The sequence below is a fragment of the Acidovorax sp. NPDC077693 genome, assembly GCF_044542805.1.
Taxonomy (GTDB): domain Bacteria; phylum Pseudomonadota; class Gammaproteobacteria; order Burkholderiales; family Burkholderiaceae_C; genus Acidovorax.
Map to the genome: position 1 here is coordinate 24956 of NZ_JBITVD010000016.1, position 13275 is coordinate 38230.

The following is a 13275-nucleotide window of genomic DNA, read 5'->3' on the forward strand; positions in this document are numbered from 1 at the left end:
GGGCCGTGTGGAAATGCCCGCCGGTACGGATGGGTATTTTCTACACTGCGCTTGTCCACACCACCCCATCCACGCACCGGGTACACCGCCATGCCGCAGACGATCACCTCGAACCGCGAGAATGCGTCGCCTCGTGCCTGGCTGGTGCTGGCACTGTTCGGGCTGTCGCTGGCTGCCGTGGCGCTGGTGTTTGTGTTCGCGGCCATCGTGCCCACGCTGTATGACGGCTGGCGCATGCGGTCCTGGCAGCCGGTGCCCGCAAGGCTGGTGGACGCGGCCATCGAAACCCATGGCAGCGCCCGGCGCAAGACCACCTACAGCGTGCGTGCCGAGTACGTCTACGAAGTGGGTGGTGTGCGCCGTACCGGATCGCGGCCCGCCATCAACGGTGGCGCCGACGATATCGGCCACTTCCACTACGCCCTGGGGGTGCGGTTGCAGCAGGCTCTGCAGGCGGGCGAGCCTGTCACCGCATACGTGAACCTGGCGCAGCCCGCCCAATCGGTGCTGGACCGCACCATTCGCTGGAACCTGCTTGGTTTTTGGATGATTTTTGTCGCCGCCTTCGGTGGCGTGGGCGGCACGCTGATGGCCTGGGCGCTGCGCAACTACCGCAGGGGCGCCAACGCCAGCACTTACGCCACGACGGTGGCCGGCGGTGCCATACAAGGCCTTGCGCCGGTGGAAGGCAGCCTGGGTGGGCCCATCTCCGCCCACCAGAAACTGGAGACGATGCTGCTGGCGGGTTTTGCGGCCATCGCGCTGCCGCTGAGCGTGTGGATGTGCCTGCGGGTGCTGCCCCGGGCCTGGCAAGGCGAACCGGCCGCCTGGGTCGTGCTGATGTTTCCGCTGGTCACCGCGGGCCTGCTGCGGGCGCTGTACAAGCGCGCCCGCATGCGCCAGCGCTTTGGCGATGCGCAGTTGGTCCTCAGCCCGCTGCCGGCCCGCCAGGGCGAGCCATTCATGGCCCATGTCGATATCCGGGCGTCCTATGGGCCCAGCCTGCGCTATGCGGCGCGGCTGCAATGCCTGCGCAACCGCACCACGCGCATCAACGACGAAGTGCACACCACCGAGCAGGTCGAGTGGAGCGCCAGCGCGCGGGCCCGGGTGAGCGACGAGGGCAGTGGCATGCTGCGCCTGCAATGGCGACTGCAGGTACCGCACGGCCTGCCTGCATCGACCGAGCCGGGCATCCTGTGGCGGCTTGAAATCCACGACGAGCACGAGGCCCAGGGATACCGTGCGCAGTTTCTGCTGCCGATGGTCGATGCGGACGATGCGGCCGACCGAGGCCCTGCACCCGCCGGCCAGAGTCAAGGCACGCATGCGCTGGCGGACGATGAAGGGCGGATGCCCGGCGCCGATCCTTTCGGTGCCGTCTGCTCCATGCAGGCCGTCGCGGGGGGCGGTGCGCAGCTGGAGCAGCCTGCAGGCCGCATGTGGCGCGCGCAGCGCATCCTCATCCTCACGGTGTGCCTTGTCGGCGTGCCGTTGCTGCTGGCCGTGTCCGCGACAGCGCCGCCCGCCCTGCGGTTGGCGGCTTTTCTGGCGGCCGGTATGGCGGTGGCGTGGGCGCTCTTCGCGGTGGGCAACCGGCGCAGCAGCTACCTGAACGCGCAGCAGGGCATTCGCACGGAGCGTAGGCTGCTGGGCCTGCGCACGTCGTTCCAGCAGGTGCCTGCGGACCAGGTGCAGCAATTGGCCATCCGCCTGGCTTACACCCAGAGCCTGGGCAACGGTCCGCGCGAAGAGATCTACACCTTGTATGCCCAACTGCACGGCGGCGCCAGCGTGGTGCTGGCCGACAGCATCAGCGGCCAGCCGGCCGCGCGGCAGGGCCTGCGCGAGGTGGCCCGGGTCAGCGGGTTTGCGGCGTCTGGCTGATCCTCAGGACGGCGATGACACGGCTTGGTGCGTGAGTCGGAAGCACTGCAGCACGCGCATGGCAACGCAACGCAACGCAACGCAACGCATCCGCAGCATGTTGGTGGCCCAGGGGTATGTCTGCGACAACCGCAACCACCGCTTCAAGCGCGTGTTGCGACAAGAAGCCCGTGGACTTTGCCGACCTTCCCTTCAGCGCTGAGCCATCCACCAGCGCATCACACCCTCGCACCCATCCTCCACCACATCCAGCACATGCTCAAACCCGTCGGCGCCCCCGTAGTACGGGTCGGGCACCTCGTGGGCTTCAAGCCTGGTGCAGAAGTCCGTCAGCCTGCGCAGCCGGTCTTCGCTGCCGGGCGGACACAGCGCGCGGGCGGCGTGTTCGTTGTGGTCGTCCATCACCAGCACCAGATCGTAGTCGCTGAAGTCGCGCCGGGTGAGCTTGCGCGCGCGCTGGGCTGACAGGTCGTACCCGCGGCGCGCTGCGTGGGCCTGGGCGCGCTGGTCGGGCGGCTCGCCCACGTGGTAGCCGTGCGTGCCGGCGGAGTCCACGCGGATGCGGTCCGCCAGGCCTGCGTCGGCCACCATTTTCTGCAGCACGCCGTGGGCCGTGGGGCTGCGGCAGATGTTGCCCATGCAGACCATCAGCACGGACATCGGCTCGCCCGATGTCGATGGGTTGTGCCGGGTGTGCTCCAGGGGCGGTTGCTTGGTCGTTTTATGGTCCATGGTGCTTGGCCGGGTTGTTGATGATGGGAGCGGTGGCCGATTCTCCATGGTCTGGCCCTCGCACCGCGATCGTGCACTTGCCTGCACGCGCGCAGGCCCGCGTCCTGCAGGCGGCCATCGGTGCGGAGGTGGCTTGGCGGCGCGATTCCACGTTGCAATTCTTTGCTGGGCTGCTTGGGCAGGCGCGCCTATATTGGCGGCAAGGCCCTCCGTTGGGGGGCGTGATGTATGCCTTGCCACTGCGGCCACCTTAACCATTCGCCACCCTGGAGCCTCACCGCATGACCCTTTTGACGCCGGAGCAACAACGCGTGGAGGCCGAGCTGCGAGAGCTGGTGGGCCACGCAGCTTTCGCACTCACCGCCGAAGGCCGGGGCGTGCTCACCGCGGGGGAGGCCACCGTGGTGGTGGACGTGCCCGCGCATGCACGCCACGTGGTCTGCAGTACGGGCCTGGGCTCGCTGCCATCCGACCCAGCGGCCCGCCAATCCGTTGTGATGGCCGCGCTGCAGTACAACATGTTCCTGGCCGAGGGCGACGGTGCCGCGGTGGCCGCGCACCCCAATGGCGACGGCAGCCTGTACCTGTGCTACCGGCTTCCGCTCCACGGCCTGGACGGCACGTTGCTGGCCAACGTCATCGCCAATCTGGCGGCCCGCGCGGGCCCGCTCGCCCAGCGACTGTGGGGCTTGGAGGCCACGGCTGCCAGGGCAGGCGCTGCCGCCGAGGTGCCCGCGCCCGCACTGTCGAGCCAGTTCATGAACCTGCGGGCCTGATCCCATTCACGCACAGCCATCGAGACGCTGACCATGTCCAGTCATTTCCCCTCCGTCAGCCAGCCTTTCATCGCGCCGCTGTCGCCGTCGCAGGGCGGTTTGCCCCAGGGCGTGCCCAGCCTGTTCACGCCGGGCACGTTGCCGCACGACATGCCCGGCACGCAACTGGGCGGCGACCTGGCCGACCCTGGGTTGACCGCGTCGACAACGGTGTTCCACATGGCGCTGGTTGTGCCAGATGGCTTTCCGCCACTGCCTGCGGACGGCGGCGCTGCGCCTACTGCGTCTACTGCGCAAGGCACCAAGCGTGCCCGGGGAGACGAGGGGGGCGATCCCACCACCGAAGCCAGCACCAAGAAAGCGCTGCTCATGTCCTCGTCCGGCAGTGCGGTCAAGGCATCCACCGACCCCATGAGCAGCAGTGCAGCGCTGCAATGGGCCCTGCGCGAGTCGCTGGACGCCACCCGGGCCACGCCTTTGCGCGACAAGCCCAAAACCGAAGAGCTTTGCAGCAGGCTCGAACGGCCCAGGTGGGATACCCCCCTGACCGGCAGAGTCATTTCCCGCAAGGACGGCGAAGGCCACGCGCAGGACCTGCGCCACGTGGTGGCCTACGAAACCATGCAGTCCTCCGTGCAGGCCGTGTTGCGAATCTCCAAGACCGATCAACAGAACTACGCCACCCTGGACCGGCTCGCTGACGCCATGGGCGACGTCTCGCCCATCAAGGACGACCACCAGCGTGGCTTGGCCACAGCAGGCAAGCTCAACAATTTCTTGTTCGTCTGCAAAGGCAACTTCTTTCTGGGCGACGCGTTGGAGAACCAGCGCGCGGGCTCCTCCACGGCGGCACTGCACCACACAGAAGATCAGCGGCTGCAGCAACTCAGTTCGGCCACTGGCGAGGCCGGGATCACCGCCGTGCTTCGCCAGGCCACGGGGAGCCTGAGTGGTCCCATCCTGGACACCACACTGCAGGCCTATGGCCTTCCGGCGGCCGGGCCGAGGCCCGTGCCGAAATCCGGCGAAGACCCGAAGCAGGTGGAAAAGACTTACGACACCGCAAAAAAAGCGTTGCAGGAGGAATTGGCGACCCGCATCCTGGCCTCTCTGCCCACGCTTGATGCCTATCAGGCAGCAACCGACCCCACCCGCAAAGAGTCTTGCTTCACCTTGCTGAAAAGCGACGTTGCCCATCTGATCGAAGGGCTCGCGGACAGCACGGCCTACGACGTGAGCCGCACCGCCCACACCGACCTGAGCGAGAAGCAGAAAGCCTTGAACATGGCGTTTGGCATGTTCCGTGCCGCGGAGCGCACAGGAAGCGCCGATGAACTGGTGCAGGCCGTCAAGATCATGAAATCCATTGACGATGCTGCCCGGGAGCTGGCGCCGGAAGTGTCGGCGCGCAAGGGCAGCACGGCGACCAAGCTGAGCTTCGGACCGTTGTATGAGCAGACGAAGAAGTAGGCACGGTGGGCCAAGTCAGCCAGAGGCCGCATACCAGCACTGATTGTCGGCGCTCAACTGCGCATTGGATTTGTTGGATTGAAGCTCCAACGTTGGTTGCATGTCATCGGCCCTGTAGTGCCTTGCAACGCTTAAGGATTCTTTGCCATGTGCCGCATTCGTCCTGCTTGAGCCTTCAGCCGTGCGCATAAAAAAAGCCCGCGTTGCGCGGGCTTTACAGGGGCTGGCTCGGTGGACCGGTGCCGTGTTCAGGGCCTTTCGATGGACCGTGGCCGCGCTGCCTCATCGGCGGTCCCAACGGGTGGCTGAGGTTCCACCACTTGCCCCACGGCAGCGCCGCCAAGGGCACCGGCAATCGCGCCCGCCGTACCACCAACGAACACGCCCACCGGCCCGGCCACGGCGACACCCACGGCAGCACCTGCAGCGGCGCCTGCCATCACGCCGCCGCCCATCAGGGCAGATTTCGATTCGCGGCGGGACTCGCTGTCGGTCAGCGCGTGCTGCGCGGCGGGGTCGGGGTCCTGTGATGGAACACCGTGGCCAGGGACGGCCTGGGCTGCCAGGTCTGCGTCGACCGCCGTGTGCGTGTCGGTGTTGGAGGCCGCTGGATGTGCCGTGGTGTCGGCGGTAGGGTGGAGGATGGGGTTCATGAGGTGCTCCTTGTCATGTCTTTGAACAGGCGGGGCAGGGCCCGCTGAACAAATTCTTGAGCCGCCTGCACACCTGATTCGCCATCCATCGATTCGCTGGCCTGTCGGACAAAAGCCTGTAGCGCCGCTAAGTCTTGACCGCGGTCAAGAACAAGGCTGGAACAGGGCTGCGGCGGGAGTCGAAACAAGGCTGGACACGAATCGACGCAGGCACCAACGGGGTCGATTCTGTGTGGCTGTGCGGCCCCTGCATCGCAGCCTAAAAAGTGCCCGTCCGCGCGACCGAATTAAAGACGCGGCTGAAGGTGACGCAAGTTAAGGATGCGACTGCAACTGCTGGGCCGACCAGCGTTGCCACTGCGGTCGTCGCTGTCGGCGCAAGTCAAGCCACGCGCACTTCAAAGTACGCACCATCAGCTTCGCCCAGGTCCCGAAAACCCGCCTGCTTGGCGGCGACGCTGGCGCGGCCCCAGTGCTTGAGCAGGGTGAGGTCGCCGGGCGAGACGATCTCTGGGGGGGACTCTTCCAGGCTCGACATGGTGTCGAGGGCTGCAGCTACCTGCTCGGGGCCGCCGAACTGCTTTTCCAGCTCTTTGGCATAGCGCCGCTCGGCGTTCGCCCGCTGCTGGGCAGGCAGTTCTTCGGGGTAGTCGCGCAGAGTGACCGTGTAGCAGGCTTCGAGGGTGTCCATGGCGTTCTCCTGGTTGAATGACTGTATAAATATACAGTTATTTGGGCACGCATGGCTATGGGATCAACCCTGACAGACCCGTTTTCTCGCAACGACAACGCAGGGCAAGCACCAAAAAAACAGAAGAAATTGCCAGCTACCGCTTGTCCATAAAGCGCAAGGTGCTATCGAAAACGTAGCAGTTACTGCGCGGGGCGTTGCAGGCTGCGACGGGCTGTCACCTCATCGGCTTTCCCCAGGCGCTGTACACGCGCCTTCACTTTGCCTTTGTGTCGGCAGAAGGTTTCCTGCCTGCGGGCTTGGCGGCGTTGAGTGCCACCGCCGCGCGGATGAGCGCCTTGAAAGCGTCGGCGTCCACGGTGTCGCCCTCGTGGATGTCGATGGCCCGCCGTGCATTGCCATCCAGGCTGGCATTGAACAGCTGCGCCGGGTCGGGCAGCGACGCGCCTTTGAGGAACGTGAGCTTCACAGCCGCCTTGTAGCTCTCGCCAGTGCACAGGATGCCGCCCAATGACCACACGGGCGTGCCCATCCACTTCCACTCTTCCACCACATCGGGCGCCGCTTCGTGGATGAGCGCGCGCATGCGGGCCAGCACGGGGCCGCGCCAATCGGTGAGGTCGGCGATGCGCTGGTCGATGAGGGTCGATGCGGGCTGGGTGGCTGTGGTGGGTCTGGACGGCATGTGCGTGTCTCCTGTGGCGCAGTGATCGTGCGACGGCGGCGGATCAGCTCGGCGTGGCGGTCGTGCCCGCGCCCTGGAGGACTCCAGCGATGAACCGCGACTTTTCCTCGCGATAGCGATCCATGCCCTCGGTTGCGAAACGTTGTTTGAGCTGGTTGTACTGCGCCACCAGGTCAGGGTTGGCGCGCAAGGCATCGCGAAAGTGCAGGAAGAATTCGAACTCCGACCCGACGGCCACCACCTGCAGAGCAACGTCCATGGAAGCGCTGGGCGCCAGCAACATGCACAGCGCGGGCGTGCGCAGCGTGTCTGTCTTGACGACATAGCCTGCAGCTTCCAACGTGGTGACGCTGCGTGCGTGGTCCTGCAGTGCTACCAGCACGCAGATGTCCAGGTCGCCCTTGGAGATGGCGCCTGCAATCGACGACGCACCGATGTGTTCGATGCGGGCGAGCGGAAGGATGGCCGCCACTTGGGCGGCCACATCCGCAAACACGGCTGCGGCCTTGGTCTGGTACTGCGCGGGTTCTAGCAACTTCATGGAAAGCGGGTGCGATGCAAGCCATCAGGGCCGCGACTGATCACGGACGGTCTGAGGCCACCGGGCAACCTGTCCGCCACTCTAACCGCCCGTCGCTCCCGTCGTACCGCAACAGACGCCCTGTATGCAGCCTGCGACTTTGCAAACGCGTTTTTCTTCGTTGGTGCACTGCTCCCCCGCGCAGATCATGGGCTGCAACCCATACCCAACCCGTTTGCCATCCAACGCCCAGGAGCCCGCTATGCCCGTCCAGTTCATCGGCATGATCCAGCCGCACGAAGTCTCTGAAACCATCCCGCGCAAGGGCCCGGCGATCGACCCGGCCTACGTGCGTGCCTTCGCCCAGGCGCATGAGCACGCGGGCTTCGACCGGATCCTGGTGCCCGCCAGCTCGTCCAGCCCCGACACGCTGCTCACGGCCACCTATGCGGCGTCGGTCACAGAGAAGATCGGCCTGCTGCTGGCCCACCGCCCAGGCTTCGTGGCCCCCACGCTGGCTGCGCGCCAGTTGGCCACGCTGGACCACTACACCGGCGGCCGCCTGGCGGTGCACTACATCAGCGGCGGCTCGGACGAAGACCAGCAGCGCGACGGCGACTTCCTGAGCCATGATGAGCGCTATGCGCGCACCGACGAGTACCTCACCATCCTGCGCCGCGTGTGGGCCGAAGACAAACCCTTCGACCACGAAGGCACCTACTACCGCGCCAAGGGCGCCGTGTCTGAAGTGAAGCCCCTGCAGGGCCAGCGCGTGCCCATCTACTTTGGCGGCGCATCGGCGCCCGCGTTGCAGGTGGCGGGCAAGCACGCCGACGTGTACGCGCTGTGGGGCGAGTCGCTGGCCCAGGCCGGCGACCTGGTGCGCCGCGTGCGTGCCGAGGCCACGCTGAACGGCCGGCACGTGGACTTCAGCATCTCGTTCCGGCCCATCCTGGGCAAGACCGAAGAAGAAGCCTGGGCCAAGGCCGACCGCATTCTGGACGACACCCGCCGCCTGCGCGTGCAGCAGGGCTACGCACGCGGTGTCGGCCCGCAGCAGAGCGAGGGCGCGCAGCGCCTGTTGGCCGATGCTGCCAACGGTGACCGCGTGGACGAACGCTTGTGGACGGCGGTGGCGCGCGAGATCGGCGGGCGGTCCAACTCCACGTCCCTGGTCGGCACGCCCGAGCAGGTGGCCGACGCGCTGCTCAAGTACTACGAACTGGGCATCACCACCTTCCTGATCCGGGGCTTCGACCCGCTGGTGGATGCCATCGACTACGGCCGCGAGCTGCTGCCCCTGGTGCGCGCCAAAGTCGCCGAACGCGACGGCGAGCACGCGGCGCACACCCTGCGCAAGGCGGCGTGATGAGCGGCCGCATCGACCACGCAGCGGGCAACCGCCACGGCATCGGCAGTGACGGCGCAGGCAGCGCTGGCCACCCCAGCCGCCCCGGCACATCGCGCCGCCAATGGCTGCAGCAGGCGGCAGCGCTGTCGGTGGGCGCCACCGGCATCCTGGGCCTGGGCTCGGCCGCACAGGCGCAGGCGCAGGCACCGGCACCGGCTCCGGCACCGGCCGCATCGCTGGTGCTGGGCGACCAGGCGGGCGGTTTGCGTGCCCTGTTCGAAGCCGCCAAGACGCTGGACGGCGCACCGTTTGCCTGGCGCTGGGCCAACTTCCAGGGGGCGGCACCGCTGTTCGAAGCGCACCGCAGCGGCGCGGTCGACACCGCCATGGCAGGCGACCTGCCTGTGCTGGCCGCCGCTGTGGGCAAGACCCCGCTCAAGATCGTGGCGACCCGCGTCGGCCAGCCCGACTCGCTGGGCATCGTGGTGCAAGGCAACTCGCCGCTGCGCAGCGTGGCCGACCTGCGCGGCAAGACGGTGATCGTCTCGTCCGCCCGCGGCAGCATCTCGCAGTACCAGCTGTACGGCGCGCTGGAAGAGGCGGGCGTCAAGCGCGAGGAAGTGACGGTCAAGTTCGTGCTGCCCACCGACGCGGCTGCCGCCTTTGCATCCAAACAGATCGACGCCTGGGCCATCTTCGACCCCTACTACACCATCGCCCTGCAGCAGGGCGGCCGCATCCTGCGCGACGGGCGCGGCATCAACACCGCGCTGGGATTCATCACCGCCACCGAGGCTGCCCTGGCCGACCCCGCCAAGCGCGCCGCCATCGTGCAGTACCTGGACCGCCTGGCCCGCGCCGGCGACTGGGCCCTGGCCAACCGCGAGGCGTATGCGCAGGTCTACACGCAGCTCACACGCTTGCCCATCGAGGCGTCGCGCATCATCACGGGGCGCGCGGCCATTGCGGCGCGGCCGGTGACGCAGGCGGATGTGACTGCGCTGCAGACGGTGGCGGACCGGTCGGCGCGGGATGGAATCCTGCCGGTGCGGGTGGATGTGGCGGGGATCACGGATGTGGGGGTGTGGAAAGGCGCGGCGTGAGCGAGCCTCGGTGAGACAAAATGTCCCAACCCAATGGCTGCCTGGCTTGCTACGATCACGACCCATAGTGTGAGTTAACCGCCAGGAAGTGATCAAAGATGGATTGGGTCCCTGTAGTCTTCATCGTGTTCAAGGTTCTCGTGTTCGGCACGGGCATGTTTTTCGCCATCAAGTGGCATTACGACCAAGACAAGAAGAAGAAAAAAAACGAAGCCGGCGAACCCTGAGCGCCTGCCGGACTTACAAGCGCCTGCCGACACCTGCCTGGACGCCTCATCGTGGCCGATGAGGGTCCTGCACTCCAACCCCCACCGCCCGCATCCCCACCAGCCCCGGCATCGCCCCCCGCATCGCCTCCAGAAACAACCGCAACCGCGCCGGATAAAACCGCGCATACGGGTACACCAGGTACACCGGCAGCGGCGACGCGTGCCAGGTGGGTACCAGGTGCAGCAAGTCTCCGCGGCGCACATCGCCATCCACGATCCATGCCGATGAAATGCACGCCCCCAGCCCGGCCAGTGCGGCGCTGCGCAGGGCGTACAGGCTGTCGGTGGCCAGGCGCGGCGTGATGCCGAAGGTGTGGGCCTCGCCGCTGGGCTCGTGGGTCAGTGTCACGTCGCGCCGGTAGAAGGTGCTCAGCGCCAGCCAGGGCAGCGGCTGCAGGTCCTGCGCATGCGCTGGCGTGGCGCGCCCGGCCATGAGGGCGGGGGACGCCAGCACGATGCGCGGTACCTCGGCCAGGCGCACGGCCACGACGGAGGGGTCGTCCACCGCGCCGACCTGGATCGCGCAGTCGATGCCTTCGGCGATGAAGTTCGGGCGCCGGTCGTGCAGCATCCATTCCACATCCACCTCGGGGTAGCGGCGCAGGTAGGCCATCAGCGGAGCAATGAACTGGTCTTGCCCGAAGGCGTGCGGCGCCAGCACGCGCAGGGTGCCGCGCGGGGTGTCGGCCGTGCCGCGCAGGTCGTCCTCCATGGCGCGCCAGTCTTCCAGCAGGGCCTTGGCGTGGTCAAAGCAGCGCTCGCCATCCTTGGTGAGCTTCATCACATGGGTGGACCGCTGCAGCAGCTTGATGCCCAGGCTGCGCTCCAGCGCCTGCAGGCGGCGGCTCACGGTGGGCTGGCTGGTGCCCAGCTGCTGGGCGGCGGCAGACAGGCTGCCGGTTTCGACGATGCGGATGAAGGTCTGCATCAGCTCGATGCGGTCGGCGCCTGGTGGCAGGGCGATGGTCATACGCCAAGCGTATAACAAATCTGCAGCCCAGCCCACTACCCAGTGCGCTGCAACCCAAGAACAATCGCACCATTCCTTTAGTTGAACAGGTGTCGAGATGTCTTCCATTCAAAACGTGCATGCAAGCCCTGCCGTCGGCACCGCGCCGGGGCAGCCGCCGGCCGAGGCAACGGTGAGCGCGCCGCTGTTGCTGCTGCTGGCTACCACGGCGGGGCTGAGCGTGGCGTCGCTGTACTACAGCCAGCCCATGCTGGGCGTGCTGGGGCCGGACATGCAGGCCGACAGCCGGGTGGTGGGCCTCGTGCCCACGCTCACGCAGCTGGGCTACGCGCTGGGCATCTTGCTGCTGGCCCCGCTGGGCGACCGGTACGACCGGCGCCGCATCATCGTCATCAAGTCGGTGGCGCTGATGCTGGCACTGTTGCTCAGTGGCCTGGCGCCCGGCATGGGCGCGCTGCTGGCGGCCAGCCTGGCCGTGGGCCTGGCGGCCACGGTGGCGCAGGACGTGGTGCCTGCTGCCGCCACGCTGGCCCCGGCCGCGCAGCGCGGGCGCATGGTGGGCACGGTGATGACGGGGCTGCTGCTGGGCATTTTGCTGTCGCGCGTGGTCAGCGGCTTTGTGGCGCAGCAGTGGGGCTGGCGCACGGTGTATGTGGCGGCGGCTGTGGCGATTGCGCTGCTGACGGTGGCGGTGTGGCGCGGGCTGCCGCGCTTTGCGCCCACCACGCAGCTGGGCTACGGCGCGCTGATCGGCTCGATGGTGGCCTTGTGGCGCCAGCACGGTGCGCTGCGCCGGGCGGCCTGGGCGCAGGGGCTGCTGGCCGTGGGCTTCAGCGCGTTCTGGTCCACGCTGGCCGTCATGTTGCACAGCCAGTTCCACCTGGGTACGGCCGCAGCCGGGGCGTTTGGACTGGCGGGGGCGGCGGGTGCCCTGGCTGCCCCGCTGGCCGGGCGGCTGGCCGACAAGCGCGGGCCCGAGGTCGTGACCCGCTATGGCGCCGGGTTGGCGGCAGCATCGTTTGCCGCGATGGCGCTGGCGCCCTTGCTGCCCGCCCAGGCGCAGCTGGCGCTGATCGTGGTGAGTGCCATCGGCTTCGACTTCGGCGTGCAGGCCACGCTGGTGGCGCACCAGACCATCGTGTACGGCATCGACCCCGCCGCACGCAGCCGGCTCAATGCGCTGCTGTTCACCGGCATGTTCATCGGCATGTCGGCCGGAGCCGCGCTGGGCAGCCTGGCGCTGGCGCAGTGGGGCTGGCTGGGCGTCGTGGCGCTGGCTACTGTGGGGTCGCTGGCTGCACTGGCGGTGCGGATGGCGGGGCGTGTGCGCTGATTTTTGGATAAAAATTGCCTCTACCGCTTGCTGGATAAGCGCTAGTAGCTATCAAAAAAAGAGCGGCCATGGAGCCGCTCTTTGTTTTGGACTGCGCCACACAGGCCAAGAGGTCGGTGGCCCCAGTCGCCAGGCGTCAAGCATCAAGCATCAAGCCTTTTTCACCTCGATGTGATACAGGCCCCAGGGGCACAGGCCAAAGCGTTTCTTCACCGGCTTGTCCTTGAAGGCGGGCAGCACGTCGGCGTCGTACACCGCCCACTGCGGGCCCAGGCCGCCCAGGGCCATGGGCTGGCCGTCGATGTGGGTGGCAACGATCATGCGGTACGCCTGCGCGTCGGCCATGCTGAGGGTGACGTTGTAGCCGTCCACCGCGCGCAGCACCAGCTGCACCGGGCTGCCTGCGGCCACGCCGGCTGCGGCCAGCACGGTGGTGAGCAGGGGGCCTGTCAGGGTGTGGGGCTTGCTGTCGTACTCCAGCGTGGGCTTGATGGTGATGGCGGGCATGCGCTGCAGGGCGGCGGCGTCCAGCGCATGGGCGTTGCTGAACTGGATGCCGTGCTTGCCCATCATCTGGTCGATGGCAGGGTCGAGCGCGCCGCGGTTGGGCTTGGTGATGGCGCCGCTGATAGTCAGCAGCGTGGGGCCGGTGGCGGCCTTGGCTGGCGGTGCGGCGTGGCTGCTGCCGCCGGTGGCAGACCACAGGCTGGCGGTGCCCAAAGTGGCGGTGATGAAGTGGCGTTTGTTCATGTGGATGGGCTCCTCGGTGCAAATGAGGGGCGCATCCTAAGCGCAACCGGCGCCAGCGCCATGCAAAAAATGGCACGCTGGGGCC

At 67.4% G+C, this 13275-nt stretch carries 14 protein-coding genes; 7 read left to right on the top strand and 7 right to left on the bottom strand.

The genetic code is table 11. The features are described 5' to 3' along the window. The first annotated feature begins 90 nt into the window (after nt 1-90). Nucleotides 91-1887, top strand: a complete 1797-nt coding sequence (locus ACIGHN_RS21130; RefSeq protein WP_396505860.1) for a DUF3592 domain-containing protein — start codon at nt 91-93, stop codon at nt 1885-1887. A gap of 192 nt (nt 1888-2079) precedes the next feature. Here ACIGHN_RS21130 and ACIGHN_RS21135 read toward each other — a convergent pair whose 3' ends face one another. Then, nucleotides 2080-2535 carry a low molecular weight protein-tyrosine-phosphatase gene (locus tag ACIGHN_RS21135; RefSeq protein ID WP_396505987.1) on the bottom strand — a complete coding sequence of 152 codons (456 nt, stop codon included), beginning with the start codon at nt 2533-2535 and terminating at the stop codon, nt 2080-2082. A 365-nt stretch (nt 2536-2900) separates the two neighbouring features. On the opposite strand from ACIGHN_RS21135, the gene ACIGHN_RS21140 reads away from it, so the two are divergent. Continuing rightward, complete coding sequence (locus ACIGHN_RS21140) at nt 2901-3395, top strand: type III secretion system chaperone (protein ID WP_082486101.1); 495 nt, start codon at nt 2901-2903, stop codon at nt 3393-3395. 111 nt (nt 3396-3506) lie between these two features. Then, complete coding sequence (locus tag ACIGHN_RS21145) at nt 3507-4865, top strand: hypothetical protein (RefSeq protein WP_396505862.1); 1359 nt, start codon at nt 3507-3509, stop codon at nt 4863-4865. A 248-nt stretch (nt 4866-5113) separates the two neighbouring features. Here ACIGHN_RS21145 and ACIGHN_RS21150 read toward each other — a convergent pair whose 3' ends face one another. The 4 genes from ACIGHN_RS21150 to ACIGHN_RS21165 form a co-directional block, all read right to left on the bottom strand. After that, a complete protein-coding gene (locus ACIGHN_RS21150) occupies nt 5114-5518 on the bottom strand; it encodes a bacteriocin (protein WP_396505864.1) in 405 nt (134 codons plus the stop codon). Between the two features lie 382 nt (nt 5519-5900). Then, nucleotides 5901-6209, bottom strand: coding sequence for a hypothetical protein (locus tag ACIGHN_RS21155; protein ID WP_056168319.1), 309 nt, complete (start codon nt 6207-6209; stop codon nt 5901-5903). A gap of 256 nt (nt 6210-6465) precedes the next feature. Then, nucleotides 6466-6894, bottom strand: a complete 429-nt coding sequence (locus tag ACIGHN_RS21160; protein WP_396505866.1) for a DUF1801 domain-containing protein — start codon at nt 6892-6894, stop codon at nt 6466-6468. Nucleotides 6895-6937: 43 nt separating this feature from the next. After that, the gene (locus ACIGHN_RS21165; protein ID WP_396505867.1) at nt 6938-7435 is read right to left on the bottom strand and encodes a GrpB family protein; all 498 of its coding nucleotides are present in this window, start codon (nt 7433-7435) and stop codon (nt 6938-6940) included. Between the two features lie 241 nt (nt 7436-7676). Here ACIGHN_RS21165 and ACIGHN_RS21170 point away from each other — a divergent pair, with 241 nt between their 5' ends. From ACIGHN_RS21170 to ACIGHN_RS21180, 3 genes are all read left to right on the top strand, one after another. Next, nucleotides 7677-8783 carry an LLM class flavin-dependent oxidoreductase gene (locus ACIGHN_RS21170; protein WP_396505868.1) on the top strand — a complete coding sequence of 369 codons (1107 nt, stop codon included), beginning with the start codon at nt 7677-7679 and terminating at the stop codon, nt 8781-8783. Then, nucleotides 8783-9868 carry an ABC transporter substrate-binding protein gene (locus tag ACIGHN_RS21175; protein ID WP_396505869.1) on the top strand — a complete coding sequence of 362 codons (1086 nt, stop codon included), beginning with the start codon at nt 8783-8785 and terminating at the stop codon, nt 9866-9868. The genes ACIGHN_RS21170 and ACIGHN_RS21175 overlap by 1 nt, the downstream gene beginning before the upstream one ends. A gap of 98 nt (nt 9869-9966) precedes the next feature. Beyond that, nucleotides 9967-10095, top strand: a complete 129-nt coding sequence (locus ACIGHN_RS21180; RefSeq protein ID WP_396505998.1) for a hypothetical protein — start codon at nt 9967-9969, stop codon at nt 10093-10095. A gap of 46 nt (nt 10096-10141) precedes the next feature. Here the strand turns inward: ACIGHN_RS21180 and ACIGHN_RS21185 are convergent, their stop codons facing one another. Further along, the gene (locus ACIGHN_RS21185; protein ID WP_396505870.1) at nt 10142-11107 is read right to left on the bottom strand and encodes a LysR family transcriptional regulator; all 966 of its coding nucleotides are present in this window, start codon (nt 11105-11107) and stop codon (nt 10142-10144) included. Nucleotides 11108-11204: 97 nt separating this feature from the next. On the opposite strand from ACIGHN_RS21185, the gene ACIGHN_RS21190 reads away from it, so the two are divergent. Beyond that, on the top strand, nt 11205-12440 hold the full coding sequence (locus ACIGHN_RS21190; protein WP_396505871.1) for an MFS transporter: 1236 nt from the start codon (nt 11205-11207) through the stop codon (nt 12438-12440). Between the two features lie 150 nt (nt 12441-12590). Here the strand turns inward: ACIGHN_RS21190 and ACIGHN_RS21195 are convergent, their stop codons facing one another. Further along, nucleotides 12591-13190 carry a molybdopterin-dependent oxidoreductase gene (locus ACIGHN_RS21195; RefSeq protein ID WP_396505872.1) on the bottom strand — a complete coding sequence of 200 codons (600 nt, stop codon included), beginning with the start codon at nt 13188-13190 and terminating at the stop codon, nt 12591-12593. Between the last annotated feature and the right edge of the window lie 85 nt (nt 13191-13275).

Bases quoted from the DNA above. Each gene is read 5' to 3' on its own strand.
- ACIGHN_RS21130 (WP_396505860.1), top strand. From the start codon at position 91: ATGCCGCAGACGATCACCTCGAACCGCGAGAATGCGTCGCCTCGTGCC.
- ACIGHN_RS21135 (WP_396505987.1), bottom strand. From the start codon at position 2,535: ATGGTCTGCATGGGCAACATCTGCCGCAGCCCCACGGCCCACGGCGTG.
- ACIGHN_RS21140 (WP_082486101.1), top strand. From the start codon at position 2,901: ATGACCCTTTTGACGCCGGAGCAACAACGCGTGGAGGCCGAGCTGCGA.
- ACIGHN_RS21150 (WP_396505864.1), bottom strand. From the start codon at position 5,518: ATGAACCCCATCCTCCACCCTACCGCCGACACCACGGCACATCCAGCG.
- ACIGHN_RS21155 (WP_056168319.1), bottom strand. From the start codon at position 6,209: ATGGACACCCTCGAAGCCTGCTACACGGTCACTCTGCGCGACTACCCC.
- ACIGHN_RS21160 (WP_396505866.1), bottom strand. From the start codon at position 6,894: ATGCCGTCCAGACCCACCACAGCCACCCAGCCCGCATCGACCCTCATC.
- ACIGHN_RS21165 (WP_396505867.1), bottom strand. From the start codon at position 7,435: ATGAAGTTGCTAGAACCCGCGCAGTACCAGACCAAGGCCGCAGCCGTG.
- ACIGHN_RS21170 (WP_396505868.1), top strand. From the start codon at position 7,677: ATGCCCGTCCAGTTCATCGGCATGATCCAGCCGCACGAAGTCTCTGAA.
- ACIGHN_RS21175 (WP_396505869.1), top strand. From the start codon at position 8,783: ATGAGCGGCCGCATCGACCACGCAGCGGGCAACCGCCACGGCATCGGC.
- ACIGHN_RS21180 (WP_396505998.1), top strand. From the start codon at position 9,967: ATGGATTGGGTCCCTGTAGTCTTCATCGTGTTCAAGGTTCTCGTGTTC.
- ACIGHN_RS21185 (WP_396505870.1), bottom strand. From the start codon at position 11,107: ATGACCATCGCCCTGCCACCAGGCGCCGACCGCATCGAGCTGATGCAG.
- ACIGHN_RS21190 (WP_396505871.1), top strand. From the start codon at position 11,205: ATGTCTTCCATTCAAAACGTGCATGCAAGCCCTGCCGTCGGCACCGCG.
- ACIGHN_RS21195 (WP_396505872.1), bottom strand. From the start codon at position 13,190: ATGAACAAACGCCACTTCATCACCGCCACTTTGGGCACCGCCAGCCTG.